General features: G+C 47.2%; 28 protein-coding genes and 4 pseudogenes. 21 read left to right on the top strand and 11 right to left on the bottom strand.

The genetic code is table 11. From position 1 onward, the window contains the following. Nucleotides 1–165: 165 nt before the first annotated feature. Nucleotides 166–294, top strand: a pseudogene (locus C814_RS23135) (Maff2 family mobile element protein); the annotation flags it as partial. 369 nt (nt 295–663) lie between these two features. Here C814_RS23135 and C814_RS18035 read toward each other — a convergent pair. Continuing rightward, the gene (locus tag C814_RS18035; protein ID WP_016316854.1) at nt 664–1,446 is read right to left on the bottom strand and encodes a MerR family transcriptional regulator; all 783 of its coding nucleotides are present in this window, start codon (nt 1,444–1,446) and stop codon (nt 664–666) included. 112 nt (nt 1,447–1,558) lie between these two features. Between C814_RS18035 and C814_RS18040 the strand changes: the two genes are divergently transcribed. The 13 genes from C814_RS18040 to C814_RS18100 all read left to right on the top strand — a co-directional run bounded on the left by C814_RS18040 (nt 1,559) and on the right by C814_RS18100 (nt 10,541). After that, nucleotides 1,559–2,410, top strand: a complete 852-nt coding sequence (locus C814_RS18040) for an ATP-binding cassette domain-containing protein (RefSeq protein WP_016316855.1) — start codon at nt 1,559–1,561, stop codon at nt 2,408–2,410. After that, nucleotides 2,407–3,054, top strand: a complete 648-nt coding sequence (locus C814_RS18045) for a hypothetical protein (RefSeq protein WP_016316856.1) — start codon at nt 2,407–2,409, stop codon at nt 3,052–3,054. The genes C814_RS18040 and C814_RS18045 overlap by 4 nt, the downstream gene beginning before the upstream one ends. 10 nt (nt 3,055–3,064) lie before the next feature. Next, a complete protein-coding gene (locus C814_RS18050; protein ID WP_016316857.1) occupies nt 3,065–3,514 on the top strand; it encodes a GNAT family N-acetyltransferase in 450 nt (149 codons plus the stop codon). 30 nt (nt 3,515–3,544) lie between these two features. Next, nucleotides 3,545–4,201: a DUF4097 family beta strand repeat-containing protein gene (locus C814_RS18055; RefSeq protein WP_016316858.1), complete on the top strand. Its 657-nt coding sequence runs from the start codon at nt 3,545–3,547 to the stop codon at nt 4,199–4,201. A gap of 155 nt (nt 4,202–4,356) precedes the next feature. Next, on the top strand, nt 4,357–4,815 hold the full coding sequence (locus C814_RS18060; RefSeq protein ID WP_016316859.1) for an RNA polymerase sigma factor: 459 nt from the start codon (nt 4,357–4,359) through the stop codon (nt 4,813–4,815). Continuing rightward, nucleotides 4,790–4,990: a helix-turn-helix domain-containing protein gene (locus C814_RS18065; protein ID WP_016316860.1), complete on the top strand. Its 201-nt coding sequence runs from the start codon at nt 4,790–4,792 to the stop codon at nt 4,988–4,990. The genes C814_RS18060 and C814_RS18065 overlap by 26 nt, the downstream gene beginning before the upstream one ends. Nucleotides 4,991–5,643: 653 nt before the next feature. After that, entirely contained in the window at nt 5,644–6,039 is a 396-nt protein-coding gene (locus C814_RS18070) for a plasmid mobilization protein (RefSeq protein WP_016316861.1), read from the top strand. Then, entirely contained in the window at nt 6,011–7,642 is a 1,632-nt protein-coding gene (locus C814_RS18075) for a relaxase/mobilization nuclease domain-containing protein (RefSeq protein ID WP_016316862.1), read from the top strand. The genes C814_RS18070 and C814_RS18075 overlap by 29 nt, the downstream gene beginning before the upstream one ends. A 26-nt stretch (nt 7,643–7,668) precedes the next feature. After that, nucleotides 7,669–8,190, top strand: coding sequence for a DUF5720 family protein (locus tag C814_RS18080; RefSeq protein WP_016316863.1), 522 nt, complete (start codon nt 7,669–7,671; stop codon nt 8,188–8,190). 4 nt (nt 8,191–8,194) lie between these two features. Next, nucleotides 8,195–8,581 (top strand): cysteine-rich VLP domain-containing protein, encoded by a 387-nt coding sequence (locus tag C814_RS18085; RefSeq protein WP_016316864.1) that lies wholly within the window; start codon nt 8,195–8,197, stop codon nt 8,579–8,581. A gap of 139 nt (nt 8,582–8,720) precedes the next feature. Further along, nucleotides 8,721–9,431, top strand: coding sequence for a replication initiator protein A (locus C814_RS18090; RefSeq protein ID WP_016316865.1), 711 nt, complete (start codon nt 8,721–8,723; stop codon nt 9,429–9,431). Between the two features lie 64 nt (nt 9,432–9,495). After that, a complete protein-coding gene (locus C814_RS18095; protein ID WP_016316866.1) occupies nt 9,496–10,347 on the top strand; it encodes an ATP-binding protein in 852 nt (283 codons plus the stop codon). Next, nucleotides 10,344–10,541 carry a transposon-encoded TnpW family protein gene (locus tag C814_RS18100; RefSeq protein ID WP_016316867.1) on the top strand — a complete coding sequence of 66 codons (198 nt, stop codon included), beginning with the start codon at nt 10,344–10,346 and terminating at the stop codon, nt 10,539–10,541. The genes C814_RS18095 and C814_RS18100 overlap by 4 nt, the downstream gene beginning before the upstream one ends. A 90-nt stretch (nt 10,542–10,631) precedes the next feature. Here C814_RS18100 and C814_RS18105 read toward each other — a convergent pair whose 3' ends face one another. The 3 genes from C814_RS18105 to C814_RS18115 all read right to left on the bottom strand — a co-directional run bounded on the left by C814_RS18105 (nt 10,632) and on the right by C814_RS18115 (nt 12,775). After that, the gene (locus tag C814_RS18105) at nt 10,632–11,000 is read right to left on the bottom strand and encodes a DUF4180 domain-containing protein (protein WP_016316868.1); all 369 of its coding nucleotides are present in this window, start codon (nt 10,998–11,000) and stop codon (nt 10,632–10,634) included. Nucleotides 11,001–11,409: 409 nt separating this feature from the next. Then, entirely contained in the window at nt 11,410–12,360 is a 951-nt protein-coding gene (locus tag C814_RS18110) for a DUF3658 domain-containing protein (protein WP_016316869.1), read from the bottom strand. A 127-nt stretch (nt 12,361–12,487) separates the two neighbouring features. Further along, complete coding sequence (locus tag C814_RS18115; protein WP_016316870.1) at nt 12,488–12,775, bottom strand: hypothetical protein; 288 nt, start codon at nt 12,773–12,775, stop codon at nt 12,488–12,490. A gap of 79 nt (nt 12,776–12,854) precedes the next feature. On the opposite strand from C814_RS18115, the pseudogene C814_RS23140 reads away from it, so the two are divergent. Then, nucleotides 12,855–13,082: pseudogene (locus C814_RS23140) on the top strand (recombinase family protein); the annotation flags it as partial. A gap of 557 nt (nt 13,083–13,639) precedes the next feature. On the opposite strand, the gene C814_RS18120 reads toward C814_RS23140, so the two are convergent. Genes C814_RS18120 through C814_RS18135 form a run of 5 tightly spaced genes read right to left on the bottom strand, consistent with a single transcriptional unit; the run spans nt 13,640 to nt 16,944 of the window. Then, a complete protein-coding gene (locus C814_RS18120) occupies nt 13,640–14,086 on the bottom strand; it encodes a DUF4624 family lipoprotein (protein ID WP_016316871.1) in 447 nt (148 codons plus the stop codon). Between the two features lie 33 nt (nt 14,087–14,119). Then, complete coding sequence (locus C814_RS18125; RefSeq protein WP_016316872.1) at nt 14,120–14,920, bottom strand: helix-turn-helix domain-containing protein; 801 nt, start codon at nt 14,918–14,920, stop codon at nt 14,120–14,122. Nucleotides 14,921–14,979: 59 nt separating this feature from the next. Beyond that, nucleotides 14,980–15,486 (bottom strand): YcxB family protein, encoded by a 507-nt coding sequence (locus tag C814_RS18130; protein ID WP_016316873.1) that lies wholly within the window; start codon nt 15,484–15,486, stop codon nt 14,980–14,982. A 49-nt stretch (nt 15,487–15,535) separates the two neighbouring features. Further along, nucleotides 15,536–15,985, bottom strand: a complete 450-nt coding sequence (locus C814_RS0105365) for a DUF6194 family protein (RefSeq protein WP_022788523.1) — start codon at nt 15,983–15,985, stop codon at nt 15,536–15,538. A 59-nt stretch (nt 15,986–16,044) separates the two neighbouring features. Beyond that, nucleotides 16,045–16,944 (bottom strand): helix-turn-helix transcriptional regulator, encoded by a 900-nt coding sequence (locus tag C814_RS18135; RefSeq protein WP_016316874.1) that lies wholly within the window; start codon nt 16,942–16,944, stop codon nt 16,045–16,047. Between the two features lie 371 nt (nt 16,945–17,315). On the opposite strand from C814_RS18135, the gene C814_RS18140 reads away from it, so the two are divergent. The 6 genes and pseudogenes from C814_RS18140 to C814_RS18160 all read left to right on the top strand — a co-directional run. Further along, nucleotides 17,316–17,729 carry a cysteine-rich VLP domain-containing protein gene (locus C814_RS18140; protein WP_016316875.1) on the top strand — a complete coding sequence of 138 codons (414 nt, stop codon included), beginning with the start codon at nt 17,316–17,318 and terminating at the stop codon, nt 17,727–17,729. A 111-nt stretch (nt 17,730–17,840) separates the two neighbouring features. Next, nucleotides 17,841–18,236 carry a replication initiator protein A gene (locus C814_RS18145; RefSeq protein WP_022788524.1) on the top strand — a complete coding sequence of 132 codons (396 nt, stop codon included), beginning with the start codon at nt 17,841–17,843 and terminating at the stop codon, nt 18,234–18,236. 173 nt (nt 18,237–18,409) lie between these two features. Next, on the top strand, nt 18,410–19,351 hold the full coding sequence (gene mobV / locus C814_RS18150) for a MobV family relaxase (RefSeq protein WP_016316877.1): 942 nt from the start codon (nt 18,410–18,412) through the stop codon (nt 19,349–19,351). Then, a complete protein-coding gene (locus C814_RS24250; protein WP_236940279.1) occupies nt 19,332–19,550 on the top strand; it encodes a hypothetical protein in 219 nt (72 codons plus the stop codon). Before mobV ends, C814_RS24250 begins: the two co-directional genes overlap by 20 nt. 93 nt (nt 19,551–19,643) lie before the next feature. Next, nucleotides 19,644–21,155 carry a recombinase family protein gene (locus tag C814_RS18155; RefSeq protein WP_016316878.1) on the top strand — a complete coding sequence of 504 codons (1,512 nt, stop codon included), beginning with the start codon at nt 19,644–19,646 and terminating at the stop codon, nt 21,153–21,155. Between the two features lie 48 nt (nt 21,156–21,203). After that, a pseudogene (locus tag C814_RS18160) lies at nt 21,204–22,523 on the top strand (recombinase family protein); the annotation flags it as partial. 139 nt (nt 22,524–22,662) lie between these two features. Here the strand turns inward: C814_RS18160 and C814_RS18165 are convergent. Next, nucleotides 22,663–23,085, bottom strand: a pseudogene (locus C814_RS18165) (recombinase family protein); the annotation flags it as partial. Next, the coding region (locus C814_RS18170) for a DUF4368 domain-containing protein (protein ID WP_016316881.1) at nt 23,069–23,398 on the bottom strand (330 nt) is incomplete at its 5' end. The gene C814_RS18170 and the pseudogene C814_RS18165, both read right to left, overlap by 17 nt.

Genomic DNA, 23,398 nt, shown 5'->3' on the forward strand with positions numbered 1-23,398 from the left:
CAACGCCCGCCCGTAATGAAGCTGCCGGCAAACATGATGATATGGGCAGGCATCCAACGGGCGGGCTGACCAGGCGGGGCGGCGGGCGCCCTTTTGTATCTTCAAAACCACTATGAACCGGGCGGGGCAAAGGCTCCGCCCACTGTCTTTAAGGAGGACAAAGTTATGGCATTTTTCAACAGTGCGATCGGTGTGTTGCAGACCCTCGTTGTGGCGCTGGGCGCCGGCCTCGGCGTGTGGGGCGCGATCAACCTTCTGGAGGGCTACGGCAACGACAACCCCGGAGCCAATGCTCATGTACGGTAAAGAAGCAAGCAACCGAAAACAAGAGATAGACCGCCAGCACCACACTATTCCGAACCAAAGACCAAAAGGCAAGCATTATGGAAATGTGCATAACAGGCTATGGAATCATGGATAACTCTATTCACAGAACATGGAAAAGCTAAAGTGCAGCTTTCCCACATTCTGCAAACAGAGTTACCCACAATTCCATAAGACAGCCAGTTATACACATTCCCACAATGCCGACTACGGCGAAATCTCACTCCTTTTTATATATTTCAAAACATATTTTCACTTGCTAAAACAAAATAATTCTCACTATTTTGCAAAAGTAGTGCAACGTGAGTAAAGGAGAACGAGCAGGCTATCTAAAACACTTTATCCCCCTATGAAAACTTGCAACTCGTAATCCCATTGTAAAATGCCCGACACGACTACGATTTGCACCATAAAAAACGGCTCTGCACTATATTCTGTTTTGGCGGTATAGATTAGTCTATCCAATGTGTTTTTTCGATTTTCTTCGGTACAGTTGGCGCATAGGTATTTCCCTTTGGGTAATATCTTTAATCCATCTATATCCGTGTAATGAATACAAACAGCAAAAAGTCTTGATATTCCTCTTTCGGTGTATATACCCGCCAAATCTTCAAAGGAGAATTGTTCTCTCAAAGTGGGCGTGACCTTATCATAAAAGTGGCTGAGATAATTCCACAGATTATCGAGCGTCGGTACTTCTAATGTGTCGGACAGTAAAATAACTCGTTTCGGTAAATCTTTGAGAAAAAAGCCTTTGAAATTTTGCTTTGCTTGCAGCTTTCTTTCATAATCCGCTTTAGCTGATTGTATTTTGGATTTGCTATTTTGCAATATTGCTATTTTTTCGTCAGCCTTTTTCTCTGCTTGCGTTAAAAAATCCACTATTTTTTCAAGTTCATCAAATTCCAACACTTTTTTTATCTCTTGCAAAGGTAAATCCATAAGCTGTAAAGCACGTACTGTATTTAGCCGAACAATATCCTGCTCCGTATAATAACGATAATTTGTCCATTCATCTTTTTTGCTCGGCTTGACTAATCCAATGCGGTCATAGTGCCGTAAAGTTTCGCTTGTTGTGTTGACAGCTTTTGCAGCTTCTCCAACCGAAAAAAATTTTTTCATTTTGGCTTTCTCCCTATTGACTTTTGTGTTGCACAAAGGTTTACAATCTATTTTAGCATAGGATTATGCGAAAATCAATGACTATACCAGAGCTTATAGGAGGAATGGCTACATGATAGCACTCGAACAGGTGACAAAACAGTACAGAGAGGCAACTGTACTAAAGAACATTACCCTTTCGGTTGACGAACCTGGGATTTATTGCCTGCTTGGCAGAAATGGCGCGGGCAAGACAACACTTCTCAAGTCGATTGCCGGGTATCAAAACATTACAGACGGTACTATTCACGTTGACGGTAAAAAGATAACGACTTCCACACTGGACACAGGCGTTAGCTATATTGAAAATTTTGCAAAACATTTTAATCTTCCAGTCCGAAAACTGCTGCGGATTGCTTCAGAAGTAAATCCAGACTATGATTACAGCTTCGCTTCGGAAATGATGGAGCGTTTTGAATTGGACGGGAAAAAGAAGTTCAATCACCTTTCACTTGGCATGAAAACAATGGTTTCAACGATTATTTGTCTGGGAAGCAACAAAAATGTTGTTTTGTTAGATGAGCCTGTCCTTGGCTTTGACGCAATTATGCGTGTGGAATTTTATGATATGCTGACGGAAAGTTTTCAGAAACACCCCCGAATTATTATTGTATCAACACATATCATTGAGGAAATCGCAAAGACAATTCAGAAGCTAATCATAATCGACAAGGGAAGTGTTCGCTTTTTCGACACATTGCAATCGGTTGAAACAAAAGCGTTCAGTGTTAGCGGACTTCAAAAAGACGTGGACGCTGCAACTCAAAACCTGCATACCATTGGGCAAGATACCGTCGGTGGTCTTGTAACAAGTTATATCTTTGATACGCCGCCGGAGCAGACCGCTTCATTAGAAATACGCCCGCTATCCTTGCAGGATTTCTTTATACAAATGGTAGGACATAAGGGAGGTACAGTAAAATGACAGCTATTTTTGCGATTGTAAAACGCTTGCTTGCAAGCAATAAAATCAGTTTCATTATAACGGCTCTTGTTGTGCTTTGCGCCACATCTTCTGGCGATGTGGTTCTAAGTAATGGAAATTACACTTGGCTGCTTGCCGTTCTAACTCCATTCTTTTTTGTGTTTTACGACTTTACGAAGCTGATACATCTGGGCGCAAGTAAAAAAGATTATTTTTACGGTTGTTTAATCAGCTATGGATTTTTGGCGTTTTGTATTTCGCTTGTCAACACAGCAATACATCTATTGATTGACCCTGCATATTCAGCGCAGACAGTTATCAATATGATGGACGTATGTAAATGGACAGAAAACGGGATTATTATTGCCGGATTACAACAAGTGTTTTTTCTGTTGCTTGCAATGGTTTTTCTCCATGTACTGCTATCTATGCAACCGTATTGGTATGGTTGGCTGGCAGACGCGGTTTTGGTTGCTATCATTTGTATTTTTACCCCGATTGTTTCGTTGAGGGGTATATTGGTTCATTTTTTCCAGATTACCATGTTTAACAGTAACGCACTTCTGCATATTGGTATCTGCCTGCTGTTAAGTGTCATGTTATCTTTTGGAGGGCTTGTGGTCTTAAAACGAAAGACTTTATAGGGGGAGGGCTATGATTAGAATAAAAGATATTGACGCAGACAATATCTTTGATGTGTGTGAGCTGACTACAAATCACAATGGCATTGGTACGACTATGGAGAAATATTTATGCTGCAACGCAGTTTCCATAGCGGAAGCAAAATACTTTTCAGAAATGTACCCCAATGCCATTTACAATAATAACGTGCTGATTGGATTTTTTATGTATAAACGAACAGAAAATCAGCCTGACCTTGCAATTCTATGCCGCTTTATGATAGATTACCGATTTCAAAATAAAGGGTTTGGTAAAAAAGCATTTGAGCATATTTTAAGAGGTCTAAAAATTCAAGGTGTTAGAAAGGTAGTTTTGATGATAGATGACACAAACAAAATCGCAAAAAAACTATACCTTTCTTTCGGCTTTCAGTTTACAGGTAAGATTGAAAAGAACGAATATTATTATGAGTTAGAGCTGTAAATGTGACTTATCAGATATGGAGGAATTACAATGAAAAAAATTATTTCACTTGCATTGTGTTTTGTATTAGGCTGTTTTGTTTTGGCGGGTTGTTCAGACAATAGCGAACCGTTTGAAGAAAAAAGCTATATACCAGATACGCAAATCAAAGAAATCAACCTTGATGTGCGGGATAGGGAAATTGAAGTGTCGCTATCAGAGGACGGACAAGTGCATATTCAATATTTTGAAAACAGTAAAGAGTATTACGATATTTCTGTTTCTGATGAAATATTGTCCATGACAAGTGCCAACAATAAGGAATGGAAAGATTACATTGGCGGGAAGGCTTCTTCGGAAAATAGGAAAATATCATTGCAGATACCAAACGAACTTTTAGATACTCTTACTTTGTCAACGACAAATGAAGATATATCGCTTCCCGCATTGACTGTAACCGGGAATATTAGCGTTTCTTCCAACGGTGGGAGCATTACATTTGAAAACTTAAATGTTGGAAGCACTTTGCAGCTAAGCGTCAAGAACGGGAATATTTCTGGAACGATTATAGGAAGCTATGACGATTTTGCGATTCATTCAAAAATCAAAAACGGTGAAAGCAGCTTGCCTAACAATAAAGACAGCGGCGAAAAAACGCTAAATGTATCCAGTAATAACGGTGATGTCAATATCGAGTTTGTAAGGTAAACAAAAGCAACCCCAGCCGGAGCAGTCAACGGTCAAGATAAACGGGCTATGCCCGCCGGTGACAGCCCCGTCCGGCTTCGCTGGTGGGTAATCAAGGGGCGACAGCAAAAAGAGCTGCCGCCCTTTCCAATTATTCAGAAAAGAGGTGATTTTCTATGACCGAATCAGAATATCAAGAACATATCCAGCACACACATAATGCCTTTTGTAAGATTGTCATTCGTCACGCTGCTATTGATATGGCGTTACGGCTACGGAAACAGTGGGGAAAGGAAATTTCCCTTGACTATCTGATGTTCGAAAAGTTTGTTCCGTTCAGTACCACGGATAATTATTTCGTTGAGCCGGAGCCTTGCGAGGAATACACTTTTACCGCTTGCGGGCAGACCGTTATCCTCTATGACGGGGAGCTTGCCGCCGCCCTCTCCCTCTTGCCGGAAAAGGCACAGGAGGAAATCTTTCAGTATTACTTCCAGCACAGGACACAGAAAGAAATCGGCGAGAGGTACGGACAGACCCGAAGCACAGCGGGGCGGCATATCCAGCTTGCCTTACAGCAGCTACGCCGGGAAATGGAGAAGCACACCTATGAAAGACCGACTTCTCCCCTATGAAACCATTATCAAGGCGCATGAGGGCGACCCGGAAGCCATGCAAGCCGTTCTTGACCGATACGCCGGACTTATCCGCTACTTCTCCTACATAAACGGACATTATAACGCCGATATGGAGAACTATATCAAAACCAAGCTGATTGAAAGTCAGATGAAATTTCAGCTTGACCGATAACTGAAAATTGAATAGCCGCCGCCCATCACAGCGACATACAGAAACAGGGAATCAAGAAAAGGTTTCCTGTTTTTTTGCGCCCATTTTTTCAAAATGCGGGCAGAATGGAAAGCCGCTAACGCTCTATTAGTGAAAAAAACAAAAGAAGTTCGGCGTTTTGGAACTTTGGCAGTATTGCGCCGTGAAAAAGGGAAATTCGATTTTGAAGCTGGCAAATCTGAAAGTTATCCGTGGAGGACGGGCGAAACGAAATTTTTCGGTTTTGTTTGGCAGTTTTTGATTTTCTTGTGGTGTGGGGAATGAAAAGAAAATGAAGAAATTTTTGAAAATCTCCGTCCATTTTGCCTTTTGCGGTTTTGTAGGTATTAGAGGGAGAATTATCGCCGCAGTTTTGGCAAAATCTCTCCCAGCGGCACTAAAGGTATTGCGAGGGAAATTTCCGCCAAGCGCAACAAACACGTCGCCGCATGACGGATAGTAAGCAGACAGCCCGGAAACCGCCACTTTCTAAGAGCAAGATTCTACCATAGTACCAAATTTCGCTTATCGCTCATTTTGTCCTATGGGAATCTTGTTGGGGTTGCCACCCCAAGCCCGCCTTTTGCGGCTTGCGCCGTTTGAATGAATCCACCCATGAAAGGAGGTTTACGACCATGAAAAGATACAACACGCCCCACCGAAGCCGGGTAATCAAGACACGCTTGACCGAGGAAGAATACGCCGAGTTTTCCGAGCGTGTCACCCTCTGTCAAATGAGCCAAGCCGAATTTATCCGGCAAGCCCTTACCAAGTCGAGGATATGCCCGGTGATTACCGTTTCCCCGGTCAATGATGAATTGTTATCTGCTGTTGGGAAACTCACAGCCGGGTATGGAAAGATAGGCGGGAATCTGAATCAGATTGCCCGCTGTCTGAACGAGTACGGCGCACCTTATAACACCCTCTCCAATGAGGTACGAGCCGCCCTGTCAGAGCTTGCCGCCTTGAAGTTTGAAGTCTTGCAGAAAGTAGGTGAAGCCGTTGGCAACATTCAAACATATCAGCTCTAAAAATGCCGACTATGGAGCTGCCGAGCAGTACCTAACCTTTGAGCATGACGAGTTTACCATGAAGCCCACACTGGACGGAAACGGGCGGCTTGTTCTCCGGGAAGATTACCGCATTTCCTCTCTGAATTGCGGTGATGAAGATTTTGCCATAGTGTGTATGCGCTCCAATCTGAAATACGGCAAGAACCAAAAGCGGGAGGACGTAAAGAGCCACCACTATATCATTTCCTTTGACCCCCGTGACGCAACCGACAACGGCTTGAATGTTGACCGGGCGCAGGAGTTAGGCGAGCAGTATTGTAAAGAGCATTTCCCCGGACACCAAGCGTTAGTATGCACCCATCCGGACGGGCATAACCACAGCGGGAATATCCATGTGCATATCGTGATAAACAGCTTGCGGATTGAGGAAGTGCCGCTATTGCCCTACATGGACAGACCAGCGGACACAAAGGCGGGCTGCAAGCACCGCTGTACGGACGCAGCTATGGAATATCTGAAAGCGGAAGTCATGGAGATGTGCCACCGGGAAAACCTCTATCAGATTGACTTGCTGCACGGGAGCAAGAACCGTGTCACCGAGCGGGAGTATTGGGCGAAGCGGAAAGGACAAGCCGCACTGGATAAAGAGAACGCTTCCCTTGCCGCCAAAGGAGAACCGCCCAAACAAAGCAAGTTTGAAACCGACAAGGAACGGTTGCGAAACACAATCCGCACCGCCCTGTCCTCTGCCGTTTCCTTTGAGGACTTTTCCGGGAAGCTGTTACAACAGGGCGTGACCGTCAAGGAGAGCCGGGGGCGGCTATCGTATCTCACCCCGGACAGGACGAAGCCAATCACCGCCCGGAAGCTAGGTGATGATTTTGACCGTGCCGCCGTACTGGAAACACTCACCCAAAACGCACAGAACGCCGCAAGAGCCGCCGAAAAGCCCCTACCCAAACAGGAATACCCCCGCAGCCTAAAAGACCGTTTACAGCGAGGTAAAGCCGATATAAACGCACCGAAAAATGACAGTGTTCAGCGCATGGTAGACCGGGAAGCAAAACGGGCAGAGGGAAAAGGCGTGGGATATGACCGCTGGGCGGCAGTCCACAACTTAAAGCAAATGGCGGCGACCATGAGCATTTACGAAGAATCCGGCTTTTCTTCCCCGGAAGAACTGGAAGCCGCCCTTGCTACTGCCAGCGCAGAACTGAACAGCGTCCATGCCGAACTGAAAACGACAGAAAACACTTTGCGGGAGAAAAAGGACTTACAGAAACAGCTATTGGCGTACATCAAGACCAAGCCTGCCCGTGACGGACTGAAAGCGCAGAAAACAGAGAAAGCCCGGAGAGCCTACCGGGAACAGCACGAAAGCGATTTTATCATAGCCGAAGCCGCCACCCGGTATTTCAAGGCACAGGGCATTTCCAAGTTGCCAGCGTCCAAAGCCCTACAAGCGGAGATTGAGCAGCTAACGAGGGAGAAAAACACCCTTTACAACGAGTACCGGGAAAAAAGGGAGCGCACCACAGAATTGCAGACCTTAAAAGGCAATATCGAGCAGATTTTGAGGGGCGCACCGAGCCAGCACAAAAAACAGGAACAGGAACGATAACAGAACAGCCACAAGGAGGTAACACAATGAGATTTACGAACAGCGAGCTTGAAATGATTTACCAGTACGCCGCACCCACCAAAGCGGAAACCATAGGCGGCATGAAAGAAACCGTACCCGTGATTAAGGATTTATTGACAAAGGTAATCATGGAGAAGGCCATAGAAAAACTGCAAAAGATACCAGAGCCGGAGTGCAGCCAGTTTATAGCCGACAACAAAGCCCGTTTCCTTGCAGGGCATGAGAACTCTATCCGGCGGCGGCTTGCTGAAGCAAAGGCACAGGCGAAACAGCCGGTAATGCAGGGGCATGACTTGACAGGTATGGAGCGTTTCCACCCGGAAACCCGCCACATGATTGTGCTTGACGTAAAGACCAGCGACAGCCCCGTAGGCTATCCGGGGGAACGCCACCGCTATTTCCTCTCTGATGAGGGCTACAGGAACGCAAGAGCCAGTGAAAAGCGTGGGGAAATCAAGATAACGAGCCATGCCGCCGTAGCCGCCGGGAAGCTGTACCCGGACAGGAAGCCGGAAAGGGAGCGTTGAGGGCATGGGCGCAAAGATACCGCAAATGGACTACCAGCAGCACAGAGCCGCCCGCCGCCTTGTGCATGAGTGCTGTAACTATGACGGCGGCAACTGTATTTTACTGGACGACGGCGAGCCTTGCGTATGTGTGCAGAGTATCAGCTATTCGCTTCTCTGCCGCTGGTTTCGGATTGCGGTGCTGCCGTTAGACGGGAAACTGGAAGCCGCTTTGCTCCACCGGGCAGACAGGAAACGCTGTACCGAGTGCGGCGGGTATTTTCTCCCCAAATCCAACCGGGGGAAATACTGCCCGGATTGTGCTGGACGCATGAAAAGAATCAGAGCCGCACAGCGCAAACGGAAACAAAGGCTGCTATGTCACGCTTTAGGAACTTTCAAACCCCCGTAAATCAAGGCTTTTCAAGCACCGCTCAAAGGGTATGCAATACTTTTATCCTTTACCCCCGGAAAAGCCGTTCTAATTGCGTAACAGACCCCACAGACAGGAGGTGAGAACCATAACCGATTACATCACAGCCGACACCACAATGCCCCGTTTTCTGCCCTATCCCTATTTTCTGCTGAAAATGGACTTATCCTATACGGCAAGGCTGCTCTATGCGCTGCTTCTTGACCGTTCCACCCTCTCACAGAAGAACGGCTGGCAGGACAGCGAGGGCAGGACGTATATTGTCTATCCCGTTTCGGAGATAACGGAAACAATGGATAAAGGCAGCACCACCATAAAAAGCGCACTGAACGAGCTGGACGCTGCCGGACTTTTGGTGAGGGAACGCCGGGGATTTTCCACCCCCAACCGCCTTTATGTGAAAGTGCCGACAGTGGTACAGGTTTCCGACCCTATGACAGCCGGAAAACCGACCCTCACAGAGCCGGAAAACCGTCCTACTGATAGCCGGGAAACCGACCCTCTGATAGTCGGAAAACCGACCCCTAACCAACTTACTATAAACAAACTAAAAGAGAACCAACGAAAAGGAGTGAGTGGGGAACCGCCCGCAGCCTTTGGCAGATATAAAAATATTTTCCTCTCTGAAAGCGAATATGCGGAGCTGAAAGGGGAATACCCGGACAGGCTGGAACGGTTCATTGAGGAAATGAGCGAGTACATGGCTGCTATTGGGAAAGAGTACGCCAACCATGCCGCCGCTGTCCGTATGTGGGCAGGACGTGACCGAAAAGGGACGGGGAAGAAAGGAATCCCCGACTATTCCTACAAAGAGGGCGAGAGCCTTTGACAACAACGATATAACGCCCCGTAAACAGGGCGTGGAAAAGACCATGAACAAGGAGGACGATTTTATGAGTGATTACGATAACGCTATTTTCCGGCTTGCCACAGCACAGGGAGCAGAGCCGGAGGACTACACGGGCGAGGACGGGCTTTTGTATTGCGGGAGCTGCCGCCAGCCCAAAGAAGCCTATTTTGCAGAGGGAAAGACGCTTTTCGGACGTGACCGCCACCCCAAAGAATGTGACTGCCAGCGGAAACACCGGGAAATGCTGGAAGCCACAGACCGGGAGCAGAAGCACCGGGAGGAAGTGGAACGGCTGAAAAGAAAGGGCTTTACAGACCCCGCCATGAAAAAATGGACTTTTGAGAACGACAACGGGAAATGCCCACAAATGGGAATGGCGCACTCCTATGTGGAGCTATGGGAGCAGATGAAAGACGAGAACCACGGGCTGATTTTGTGGGGGAAAGTCGGCACGGGGAAAAGCTATTTTGCCGGGTGTATCGCCAACGCCCTTATGGAGCGTGAGGTTTCCGTGTGCATGACGAACTTTGCAGCGATACTCAATGACCTTGCCGCCAGCTACAAAGACCGCAACGAATACATAGCCCGCCTTTGCAGCTTTTCCCTGCTTATCCTTGACGATTTCGGCATGGAGAGGGGAACGGAATACGGGCTTGAACAGGTTTACAACGTGATTGACAGCCGCTACCGAAGCGGAAAGCCGTTAATCGTGACAACGAACCTCACGCTGGAGGAATTGCAGAACCCGGAGGACACCGCCCACGCCCGGATTTATGACCGCTTAACGGAAATGTGCCGCCCCGTCTGTTTTACCGGGGAGAATTTCAGAAAAGCCACCGCACAGGCGAAAATGGAACGCCTTAAAACGCTGCTGAACAGAAAGGAGAGCCTATGACCGACACCCCAAACAGGAACACCGCCACTACTGCCCGCCGCCCGGATTGCGTCACCGAGGTACGCCGGGGAAATACCGTACTTGTGGTTTCCGGCTATTTCAAACAGGGAACTACCGCCACCGCCGCCGACAAAATGCTGAAAGTGCTGGAAGCGGAAAGCGCAGCCGGACAGCAATCACCGCACATGGCTTGAAACAGGCGTTGAAAAAGCGGTCATGCCGTGGAGCATGACCGCCTAAGCGTTGGGTTAATACACAACTTTTTGATACGGGGATTTTATCTCTCAAATGATTTCAGTTAATTTTTGAACTGCTTCTTCCTTTGTGGCAACAAAGAAAACGTCTTTCCCCTTGTTGCTCTCAAAGATAAAGTCTTTTAAAGGCTTGCTTGTGTAATGCGAAAAGTCGCCGTATATGGCGATTTTCCCGCCGTAATTGATATATTTTTGAAGAACTTCCCCAGCCAAGCCGCTGCTTAAAATGAAGAAATCTTCTGTTATCAGTTTTTTATCCACAACGATATGCTTCGTGCCTGCTTCGTAATTGGCAGACATAAGCAAGTCGAGTGCTGAATCAACATCAGTAATCACTTTGTTGTCGCTTGACACGATAGCAACTGTCTTGTTGTTGCAATCAATTTTTTCAAACTCCATGTCTGTACCTCTCTTTCCTTGAATTGCAGACAAAATCCCACGTTATCGCTGCTGGTAACGCTCTACGCATTATAGCATGGAGTTACGCTTTTTTCAACAACAATCATATTGCGACAATCATTGAATAAAAAATGTAATATTTAACGAATTGTAAAGTAGCAAAAAGGGCTGTACAGCCAGCCCCGCCCTATGGTATAATAAACCTACGGAATAGTGGGCTGGCTGTCGGAAACGGAGGACATTATGACAAGACAGACAACCCCAACACTCATTACCGCCCTATATCCGAGATTATCCCATGAGGACGAGCTGCAAGGCGAGAGCAATTCTATCAGCAACCAAGAAAACATTTGTCAAGGGGGATTTCACCCAAAAGATGAAATCCCCCCGATAAACTGAAAGTTCTCTCTTATGAAGCTCGGCGCACCTCATCCCGGTAGAAACCGTCACCCTTAGACACCGTAATCAGTTCGCCCTGGTCGAGCATTGCCTTGATGCGTTTGGCCAGACACCAGTCACCAATACCCAGTCGCTCACGGCCCAGTACCTCGCCGATGAGTTGGGCCACCCGGAAGACCCCATTGGGAATGTGGGCACGGATAAATGGATCGTAGAAATCCTCCCCCACACTGACCAGCCGCCCGTTGACCACAGCCCGTAGGGGGGCGTTCTCTTTCCGCAGTCCTGCCCACTCCATGGCAATAGCCCGGCGAACACTCTTGGGGATTTCCCGCTCCAAGGGAAGGAACGCCGCCCAGTCCCCTGGAACCAACTCCCCCCAGCTAAGACAGGACTGTACTGTACCGTCCTCCCTCGGCATCCACTGAGGCAGTTCTAAGGCGGTCACGGGGCAATCGAAGCTCCGAAGCAGCCAGCACACTTCGTAAAACCCACACAGGGACCAAGGTGCGGCGGGGCTGTACCAGATGCGTACTGCCTCGCCGTTTTCTGCCGTCTCCAACAGTCGTAACCGATCCTGCTGACGCTGCTCCCACATCTGATCACGCTGTTGGGCGTAGTCCTCAGGGGTACTGTCTGGGAGAGGGAAGTCGCCCCCCAACCAGGCGGTAAGCAGATTAAACCGAGCCTTATCCACATTGGGTCCGCTAAGGGGACCCATATCCAGACCGTAGGAAGGACACAGTACATCTCCAGGACTGCCACCCACAGGTCGTGCCCGACGTTTCTCCTCCTCCCACTGGGCCTTGAGTTTTGCCATGGCCCGCTCCTGTTCCTCCGGTGTGGTCTCGCCTTCTCCAAAAATGAACCCGATAGGTCCGTCCTCGCTATTGATGCAGGAACAGTGGGTAGCCAGCTTCAACGACCCGCGTTCGCTGTCGGAGAAAACAACCTGTAGCATGGTAAGACCTCCATATCAAACTCTTATTTATCGAATTGACACGAACCAAGTATACCATCACCGCAAGTAACTTTCAACCCCAGTTATAGATGCAGATAGTAGTAGCAAGCAATGCACCGGTATATACCTAGTGCAGCTTGTTGGTGTCCGAAGACCCCCAAGCCCCCGGTGCATCGGTGAAGCTCCGCCCGATGCACAAGCCGCCGTTGGCGTCTGCTGGCCTGTCCATACTGGGCAGGGAAGGGACGCTCGGCGGGTCTCCCTGGTCGAACGCACGACTGCCGCAGGCAGTACCACCGCTCGCTTGCGGGTGGTGAGTAAGTGCGCTCTTCGAGAGGACCGGCAGAGAGAACGGAGCGCCCAGGTCATCCCCGGACGCTCCCGCTTCGGTTCCCTCCTGCTGGTAAATCACCATCCCTCCATCCTGTGCCATTCTGCCACAAATGAACCGCAGTCAATGTAATGTAGTGGCTTGGTGAAACCACCCTTTATACATTACATCTCAGAAGCGAATCCTTGAAGCCTACGCCAAACAGAACGGTTTCCGCAATCTGAAATGGTACACGGACGACGGTTTCTCCGGCGCAAACTTCCAAAGACCCGGTTTTCAAGCCATGCTTGCGGACATTGAAGCGGGGCTTGTGGGAACGGTCATCGTAAAAGATATGTCGCGGTTAGGGCGAAACTATCTGCAAGTGGGAATGTACACAGAAACATTATGGACAAGGACACAAAAGGCAGACCATGAAATGGGGCTGCTGACAACAAATAAAGGTTGAATATCCGGCACAGGGAAAGTGCGGGATATTCAGCCTTTTTGTTGTTTGTTGGGGTTTCCAAAGGGGCTTGCCCCTTGGCACACGACTTTGCTTGCAAAGTGTAGTGTGTTATACGCTCTGTCAGCGTTGCTGCGAAAATGGGATTGCCACCGGGAAAGGCAATAGCATTTGGAGCGGCAGGAAAACAGGGCTGTGATTGCGTGACGTGGAGCCGCAAGCGCAAGACTGGTCTTATCAGCAGACAGGGCGTATATGGAACTTCCGTTCCACGCCGGACTATGAGACAAAGTGTCCCAAACGGATAGCCACACTCACAAAAAAGAAGACGGATTTTTCTCTCAAAATTGAAATGGGCAGGAAAGCCATTTTAGGGCTTTCCCGCCTTGACTACCCATCAGCAAAGACAGGCGGGACTGTCAGCGGCGGCGCATTTATGCGCCGTTCATCTTGACCGTTGACTGGCTCGCCTGGCTTTGCTATTTCCCCGATAGATTAGGAAATTATTTGAGTGGCTTTTCACGTTCTTGAACATAATCATTTTCAAAGCTAATAGAAATTATTGTATTTTTTATTCCTGTCCCTGTAAAACATACAGCATATTCGTCATCCTTTTTTAGATTGTCCAGTGAAATGGAAAAAGTAGTTAATTCAACTGCTCCGTCCCATGTATTACTCCATAAAATCTCATTTGTTTTATTGTTCTTGATTTCTAAAATTCCTTTTTCTCCATCCATTTCCAATTCACATTTTGCTGTCACATTCTCTAAATCATTTGATACACAAAATAGCTTTTCATTGATAAATGGTTCTGTATCATCATAATTTTCATTTAATTGCATTTCGATTTTTACACCATCTGCGGTATTGGCATTGGCTATGGAACTTTTGCATGATGTTAAGGCCGCCATACTAATAAGTGCAATACATAAAACAAGAATTTTCTTCATAAATACCTCCGCATACTTTGGTTTTCTGCTCTTTTATTTTCTCCCCCGCTGTGGGGTTGGATTTTTCAGCAAGTCCGATTTCTCCGCAATCTTTTTCAGCCACTTCTTTTCTTCTTCTGACAGCTTCTTCAAATTCAATTTGAGCTGTTTGCAGATAAAAGCCATAGATGCTTGCTCCATGTCATCGTCCTCGCTGGCGGCTTCGTCTGCGGCCTGCAACAATCCTTTCAGCGGGTTATCCTCCGGGACGCTGAAAAAATCGTCCTTGTGGGTTTCCCGCAGGTCAAATGCTATATTGTTTATGTCCTGCTGTATCACATAGCGGCAAAAGCTGTCATCGTCAATATGGGCGGCGATAAGCTGTCTTAACTGCGGGTCGGTCAAGCCGGAATTATGTTGCTTCATAATGGTTGCGCTCATAGCGTCCACAATGGCGTTTGCGCCCTGCACCTGCTTCCCGGCAATTCCATTCACATAAATTTCAAGGTCAGCCATCAGCCGGGGAAAATCCGGGTGCACCGCCAGTTCACACAAGAGGGAATTGTCTACCAACCCACTTTTCAATAGTTCAATCATATCATCACTCAAACACAGGTCTGCAAGATCGGCGTTTGGGTAATTTTTTGTTTCGGACAGCCCCAGCAGATAGTCGGCAGTCACGCGGTAAAATTTCGCCAGTTTGATAAGAGCATAGTGGCTGATATCCTTGAAGTCATCCGCTTCATAACTGCCCAGCGCAGACTTGGAGAGGTGCGTTTGCTCCGCAAGCTGTTCCAGTGTCAAGCCACGCTCCACACGCAGGTCTTTTAAGCGTTCTTGTGTGGATAGTTCCATGCTCTCCCTCCTTGTCCACTCTATAAAATAGGAAGTTGTTACATTGTGGGGTATGTTTATTATACATGTTTTGTTGTTTTTACTCTTGATTGTGTAATTTCTTCAAATAGTTGTTTTTCGTTTAGGTCTTTAAAAACTCTTTTTGGAATTAACGTATATATTCGTGGTGCTTGAATTAAATAATAAAAATCATGGCTTTCCCATAGTGCAGAGTAAATATCCCACTTCATTTCTGATTCAATGCTTTGTGTTTTAAATTTAATTGTTTCTTTTGAGAATACCAGCGTATATTCCTCATGATATTTTGCAGTTTGCTTGAATTTCAGTATAGGCATTAGAATATATAAATAGCTTCCCAATGCAGTTACAACAATTACCAATCCAAATATTAAAATACTAAATATGCTAAAAGAGGTGAACAGCATATAAACTACCGACAGCAGCAAAAATACAGTGACTAAAGCAATATCATATTTATGTATAATTTTACTAGAAATTAAATATTGCCTTTCTGCTCTTATATATTCACTTTGAGTATATTGAAATCTTAATTCTACTGTTTCCAAAAGTATACCTCCATTCGTTGTATAAATAATCTTTGTTACAACTTCGGATTTATACTTTTCTTTTCTTAAATTTTTCTACGGCATATTCATAAGCTTCTTGAATAAATGGTTTTAATTTTTCAAAGGTTTTATCTGACGGATTTAATACAGAAATCCAGCCCATCCAAGCATATACAGGATGTGGAATTATCTTATTTAATTCTGTGAAATCATAATTCATACTTACTATTTCTCCCGCACTTGGTCTTTTAGGTACATCACTAAATAATTCTATAAAAGTTTTTTTGCGAATTCCTAAATTAACTCTGTATACATTTTCTCTATCCAAATTTGAGCCGTTGTCATTATCTCCATCTTTTTCTTTTATTGTAAGTATATACACGCCTCTTTTTAAAACATGATTGGGATTATAAAATATTCCCTTTTCTCCCCAGCTATCTACCAAAACTGTATCTTTTAAATTTTTAAGACAATACTTTAATATTTCTTCTGGTTTCATATTTTTACCTTTCAAATTCTAATTCATCATGCTCTATACGAACTGGAATTTATAGCTATTCAAGCCGTTAGTATTACTGGAACAGCTATCCTTGCTCCCGTACTTGTATCTGCACCGAAGTTAAAACTTGGGGCTATATCATATGCGAATTTATAACCATATACCGCAGGATTGTATTTTCCTATCGCTGCATATGTGATTTCAATCGCCTTACAGAAGTCCTCTTCATTCTCGTATGGTTCACTTTGAAAATAAAGCATGATACATTCTGGAAGTTCCACTGTTTTATATGTTTCTGGAAGTTCTTTATCATAATCTAATGGCACTTCAACGCCTGCTGCTATCTTTGAAAAACCATTTTCGACTAATTTGTCTGGTAATTCAATCAAAGCAGCAGGTTCAAATTTTTCTGGAATACTATTTAGCAGACCTTCCCATTCACAGCCAACTTCTTCGCAATACGAAAAATAATCTTGTGCATGGTGTGACGGGAGATAAATCAACTTCCTTTTTTCACGTTCTTTAACAGTAATCATACAAAAACTTAAATCATTACCCATAAATAATTCCTCCTTATTTTTAAACAAAGCATAATAGTGACTAATCGGATATTGTATGAATAATGGAATAGCAATCTTTTTTTCACGATATACAGAGGGATTGATATGAAATTTTTTATAAAAGGAACGCGAAAATCCCTCGTGCGTTTTATAATGGCTGTTCAATGCGACTTCCAAAATTGTTTTTTTTGTATTCAATAATTCATTTGCGCTATCCGTTAAACAAACTGCACTAACATATTCTTGTAATGTTTTGTTCAGATACTTCTTGAAAATTCTGTCAACTTGTCGCCTTGAATACCCAATCTTAGAACAGATATCATTTATATTGAAATTAGCATCTTTATGATGTATGCGTATATAGTCCTGTATTTTCTGTACCGTTTCTATTTCTCTCATTCAATCATACCCACCTCTAATATACATAATTAACAACGTGCTTATCTTGATTTATTTAGACAAATTGTCATTTGTCGCTTTGCTGTTTCCATTCTACCACAATTCCGAGAGCGTGGAAATAGAAAGTTTTCCGGGCTGATTTCCGACATTATGGATATACGGGACGGGCGGTCATTTAGGTGTAGACTTATCTTAGTTCATCGATGAGCCGCACCTTGAAAACAGAATGACCGTTCGAAAGGCGTTTCCCGGCAGGGGAAGCAACGCAAGGAGCCAGTTTCGGGACAACTTGTCCCGAAGTCCGGGGAGCGTGCCAACGTCGGAAAACCTTTCGGAGAGAACGGCAGCGAAAAAGCAAATGGAGGAAACGCATGAGAGATAATCCATATAAACGACTGCCACCCATAGAGCGCAGACCGGACGGTTCCCTCTACTGCATGAACCCGGCGCAGAGGAAACAGGCAAACGCCCTTATCCGGCGGGAGTGCTGTAATTGTGAAAACGGGGCTTGTATCGCCCTTGGCGACTGGGACAGCCACACCTGCCCGCAGATGATTTCTTTCTCGGTCTGCTGCAAGTGGTTCCGTTGGGCGGTCTTACCACTTATGGGGACGCTGGAAGCGGCGATTTACCGGAATAAGGATCTGAAACGCTGTGAGGTCTGCGGCGGTGTGTTCGTCCCAAAATCCAACCGAGGGAAATACTGCCCGGACTGTGCCGCCAGAGTTCACAGGCGGCAGAAAACAGAAAGTGAACGGAAAAGGAGGTCGAGCGTGGACAGTTAGGGGCTGAAAAGTCCTTGATTTATAAAGCGTTCAGAGGGCAGAACCGGAAGAAGTGGTATAAAGTATCGCCCTCCCCTGAAAATGCCTTTCTAACCGTCCACAAAGCATACTATGACAAGCATGATTTATATTCATCAGCCAGGAAAGGCGTCCAGCTTCACCCGGCTCCCCAATTTTCTCTTTGAAGCGCCCACATTCCAGCCCTTATCCAACGAAGCAAAGCTGCTGTATGCCTTTATCCTGCGGCGGGCGGAGTTATCCCGGAAAAACGGGTGGGCGGACGAGTACGGTCGCATTTACCTGTATTATCCCATTTGCGAGGTGGTTGCCCTGCTCCATTGTGGGCGGCAAAAAGCAGTCAACACCTTGCGAGAGTTGCAGTATGCGGAGTTGATTGACATTAAGAAACAGGGCTGCGGAAAACCCAATCGCATTTATCCAAAATCTTATGAAGCGGTTTCAAACACCGACTTTAAGAAATCCGATTATGGTACGCGGTCGAATTGAAAACCGTACTCGACAAGTACGATAATCAATCCTCTTGAAGTACGGAAACTGGACGGTATATAGAAATACAAAGATTAAAACGATTGATTTATATCTATTTCATTCCTATCCTATCAGAGATAATTTTGGCGGGGAAACCCGCTGGAAAGGAAGGGAACGGGGAAAGGAGTTTCATGGCACAGCACGCAATTTTGCGGTTTGAAAAGCACAAGGGCAACCCGGCAAGACCGCTGGAAGCCCATCACGAACGGCAAAAGGAACAGTACGCCAGCAATCCCGACATTGACACCAGCCGGAGCAAGTACAACTTCCATATCATTAAGCCAGAGGGTAGATACTACCACTTTATCCAGAACCGCATTGAACAGGCAGGGTGTCGCACCCGCAAGGACAGCACCCGGTTTGTAGATACGCTGATTACCGCCAGCCCGGAGTTTTTTAAGAAGAAGTCCCCAAAGGAAATTCAAGCGTTTTTCCAGCGAGCGGCGGACTTCCTCATTGAAAGAGTGGGCAAAGAAAATATCGTGTCGGCGGTGGTTCACATGGACGAGAAAACGCCACACCTGCATTTGACCTTTGTTCCGCTGACACAGGACAACCGCCTGTGCGCCAAAGAGATTTTAGGCAACCGGGCGAATTTGACAAAATGGCAGGACGATTTTCACGCCTACATGGTGGAGAAATACACAGATTTGGAGCGTGGGGAAAGCGCCAGCAAGACGGGCAGGAAGCATATCCCCACCCGGCTGTTCAAACAGGCGGTTTCCCTCTCCAAACAGGCAAGAGCCATTGAAGTCACCCTTGACAGCATTAACCCACTGAACGCCGGAAAGAAGAAAGAGGAAGCCCTCGCTATGCTGAAAAAATGGTTCCCGCAGATGGACAACTTCTCCGGGCAACTGAAAAAGTACAAGGTCACAATCAATGGCCTTTTGGAAGAAAATCAGCAGTTGGAAGCCAGAGCCAAAGCCAGCGAAAGCGGCAAAATGCAAGACCGTATGGAACGGGCGAAGTTAGAAAGCGAACTGCACAATATCCAAAGACTGGTTGAGCGTATCCCGCCGGAGGTGCTGGCAGAACTGAAACGGCAGCAGCATTGCAGAAAGGAAAGGTGATTTTATAAGTAACAGTATCAGATACAAGAAAGAAACCGAAATCGTGACTTTTCAGGGAAAGGAAATCACGCTGGAAAATCTCTCCCCAATATTCACGCCGGAGCAGGAAGCGGAGAAACGCCGGGAGCTGGAACAGCAGCTTTATGAGGTGTTCCGCAAGTACGCCGACAAGCGGCAGAACGAGGAAGCCGGGGCGTAAGGTTTTCCGAAGCCATCGTTGATTTGCGGGGCTGCTGGCGGTATAATGAAACTGTCAGTAGCTCCGTTTCTTTTTTAGAAAAGGAGCGACAATATGGATAATCGAATAGACGCGATCTATGCAAGACAATCGGTGGACAAAAAGGACAGCATTTCCATTGAAAGCCAGATTGAGTTTTGCAAATATGAACTAAAAGGCAGTAACTGTAAAGAGTACAAAGACAAAGGGTATTCCGGGAAAAATACGGAGCGTCCAGAGTTCCAGCAGCTTATGAGGGACATCGAAAGCGGACTTGTGCGGAAAGTAGTGGTCTACAAACTGGACCGTATCAGCCGTTCCATTCTCGACTTTGCGAAGATGATGGACTACTTCCAAAAGTATGAAGTGGAGTTTGTGTCCTCTACGGAAAAGTTTGATACCTCCACCCCGATGGGGCGGGCTATGCTGAATATCTGTATCGTGTTCGCCCAGCTTGAAAGGGAAACCATACAGAAGCGGGTGCAGGACGCATGGCACTCCCGCTGTCAGCGGGGTTTCAAGATGGGAGGGAAAACACCCTACGGGTTTCGGACAGAGCCGTATGTGATGGACGGGGTGCGGACAAAGAAGTTGGTCATTGAGCCGGCAGAAGCGGCGTTTGTGCGGCAGATGTATGAAATGTACGCAGACCCGCAGGTGTCCCTGCATGACATTACAAAGAAACTGACAGCGGACGGTATGCGTACCTATCATGGCAGGCCGCTGTCGAGGGCAACTTTGAGCGTTATCCTACGCAACCCGATTTATGTCATGGCTGACCTCGACATATACGAGTTCTACAAAAGCCAGGGAACGGATATTTACAATAACGCCGCCGACTTTGCGGGGACAAACGGCTGTTATTACTATCAGGGCAAGGGGAACACCGAGGACAAACATAAACACCTGCAAGGGCAGACGCTGGTGCTTGCTCCCCACGAGGGCTTTATCCCCTCCGAACTGTGGCTAAAATGCAGAAAGAAGCTGCTTGCCAGCCATACCTACCAGCCCGCAAGGAAAGCCCGGAACACTTGGACAGCGGGAAAAATCAAGTGCGGAAAATGCGGTTATGCGCTCATGTCGGCACACTCCAACGGTATCCTCTATATGCGCTGTACCGTCCATGCGGACAGCGGGGCTTGTCCCGGCTGCGGGTGTGTGAAGTTGCACGAACTGGAAGCGGTTGTCTATGGGGCGATGGTAAAGAAGCTGAAAGATTTTAAGACGCTGACAGGACGGAAAAAGGCGGCGAAAATCTCCCCAAAGCTGACAGCGAAGCGGCTGGAACTGGCGCAGGTGGAGAGCGAGATTGAAAAGCTGCTTGACACGCTGACAGGCGCAAGCCCGGTTTTGCTCTCCTACGTAAACAGCAGGATTGAGGAACTGGACGCAAAGCGGCAGAGCATTTCCAATGAGATTGCAAAATTGTCTGCGGACGCTGTGCCAGCCGAAAAGATAGAAAGCATTTCCGGCTATCTGGACGATTGGGAAAATGTCAGCTTTGAGGACAAGCGGCAGGTAGTGGACGCACTGATAACCGTTATCCGGGCGACCAATGAGAAAGTAGAAATCGAGTGGAAAATCTGACGGGCTAACCTCCGGCGTACATTATCCTTTTGTGCTCTTGTCCAGAATAGTGACGTCATTTTCCCTTCCCTCGGATGCCGGTTCGTATCGGTTCTGGACTGCCTGGACAGCGAGGGGGACAACACCGATATGCTGCACTTCCGCAGTCTGATGAATGACTACCATCTCAAGGACCTGTCCAGCAAGGTCAAGTCAGTGCTTCATGCCAAGAAGAAAAGCGGCCAGTATCTTGCCGCCTACGCTCCCTACGGATACCGCAAGAGCGAGGAGGACAGACACAAGCTGGTGATTGACGGGGAATCCGCCGCTGTTGTGCGGCAGATATTCCAGATGCGTCAGTCCGGCATGGCCTATGGGAAAATCGCCGCCGCCCTGAATGAGAAAGGGATTCTCCCTCCCCGCTGGTACTGGGCGGTCCATTACGGAAATGGCAGCTGCAAGTATTCGCGGCTGTGGGCTTACGCAACCGTCCGAAGCCTTCTGAACGATGATGTTTATGCCGGTACGCTCACACAGAACTGCACCGGTTCCCGTTCCTATAAGGATAAGACCATGATAAGGAAACCGGAATCGGAATGGATTTCCCATGAGGGCGCGCACGAGGCGATTATCGGGCCGGAGCTGTGGGAGGCTGTCCAGAAAATCAATCAGGCGGCGAAACAGATTTCCGCTAACAATACGCCGCCCCAAGCATCTCTGTTTACCGGAAAGTTGGTCTGTGCGGACTGTGGGCATCCTCTGGTTGCCGCCCGCGAAACACAGCGCCGGAAAAATGGCACTGTCAAGCACTATACTTCTTATTTCTGCTCCCGGTTTGCCACTACCGGACATAGCGTTTGCTCATGGCACCGGATTTTTGAGATCAGCTTGAAAAACTTGGTGCTGAGTGAAATCCGGGCGCATGGAAAAGCGGTTGCAGCCGATGAAGCCGCTGTACTGGATAAGCTGAAACAGCACATCCAATCCGCAAGCGCCGCACAACAGGAGGATAGCCGACAGGAAATCAGCCGTTTGCGGCGGCGTTTGGAGGAGTTGGAACAGATCACCGCAAAACTTTATGAAGATAAGGTAAGCGGGGCAATCAGCGGCGATTCCTTCTCGGTTCTGATTCAAAAGAACGAGCAGGAACGCATCCAGAAATCGGAACGCCTGGACAGCCTGTTAGCCGGGGAACGGAAAGCCCAGCAGGACATCGCCAATATCCACCAGTGGGCCGGAACCATCCGGCAGTATCTGGACTTGCAGGAACTGAACCGGGAAATCATTGAGGAACTGATTGACCGCATTGAAGTTGGAGAACGGACCATTATTGACGGTCAAAGACACCAGGACATTAAAATTTACTACCGCTTTGTTGGGCTGGTGTGATCGGGCGAAAAAACGCCTGACCGCATCAGCAGCCAGACGAAAACATTCTGTAACAGTAGCGATATTTGATTGTTGCACACTGATTTGTCGAATTGGAGAGAAATTAGCAGTTTACCCCTCCCAAATGCCTCGTGTTCTTAAAAATGTTACGCAAGGGGGCAAAATCATTGTCGCCCTGTGCGCTGTCAACGCCGTCATTGATAGCAATAAAACGGACGTTTTTCTGTGGGAAAATCATTTCCGTATAACGGCCCACCTCCACAAAATCCCTGCCCAGGCGGGAAAGGTCCTTTACCAGAATCAGGTTAATCAGGCCATGCCTTGCGTCCTCCAGCATTTCCAAAAATCCGGGCCGCTGAAAATTGCCGCCGCTGTACCCATCGTCCTGATAGGTCTTGACCTCGATCCAGCCGTTGAGCATGACGAATTTGGAGAGGATTTCATATTGGTTCTCAATGCTCACCGATTCATCGCTGGGGATATAGCCCTTCGCTTTTGCGGAATTGGAGGCGTCATCCACACTCAGGCGGCAGTAGATACCGACTTTATATTGCTTCGCCATAATCCTGCCCCCTTTCCTGTGCCAGCGCCCCGTCCACATTCCCGACATAGCGGTAGTAGACCTTGACCTCACAAATCCGCTGCCCGTTGACCTTCTGGGTATCGCCAACCTCGATCCGGTCTACCAGTTCAAAGAGAATGGTTTCGTCCAGTTCCGAGATTTCGGTATAGCGCCGGATAATTTCCAGCCAGCGGTCGGTATCCACCTGGTTTTCCAGGTGCGCCCGGACTTTCCTTTCCAGTTCCGGGACTGCCTCCGCCTTTTCTGCCCGTTCCGCTTCATATTTCTGCATCAGGGTCTGAAATACCGTCTG

Origin of the sequence: Anaerotruncus sp. G3(2012), from assembly GCF_000403395.2 — a bacterium.
GTDB lineage: Bacteria > Bacillota > Clostridia > Oscillospirales > Ruminococcaceae > Anaerotruncus.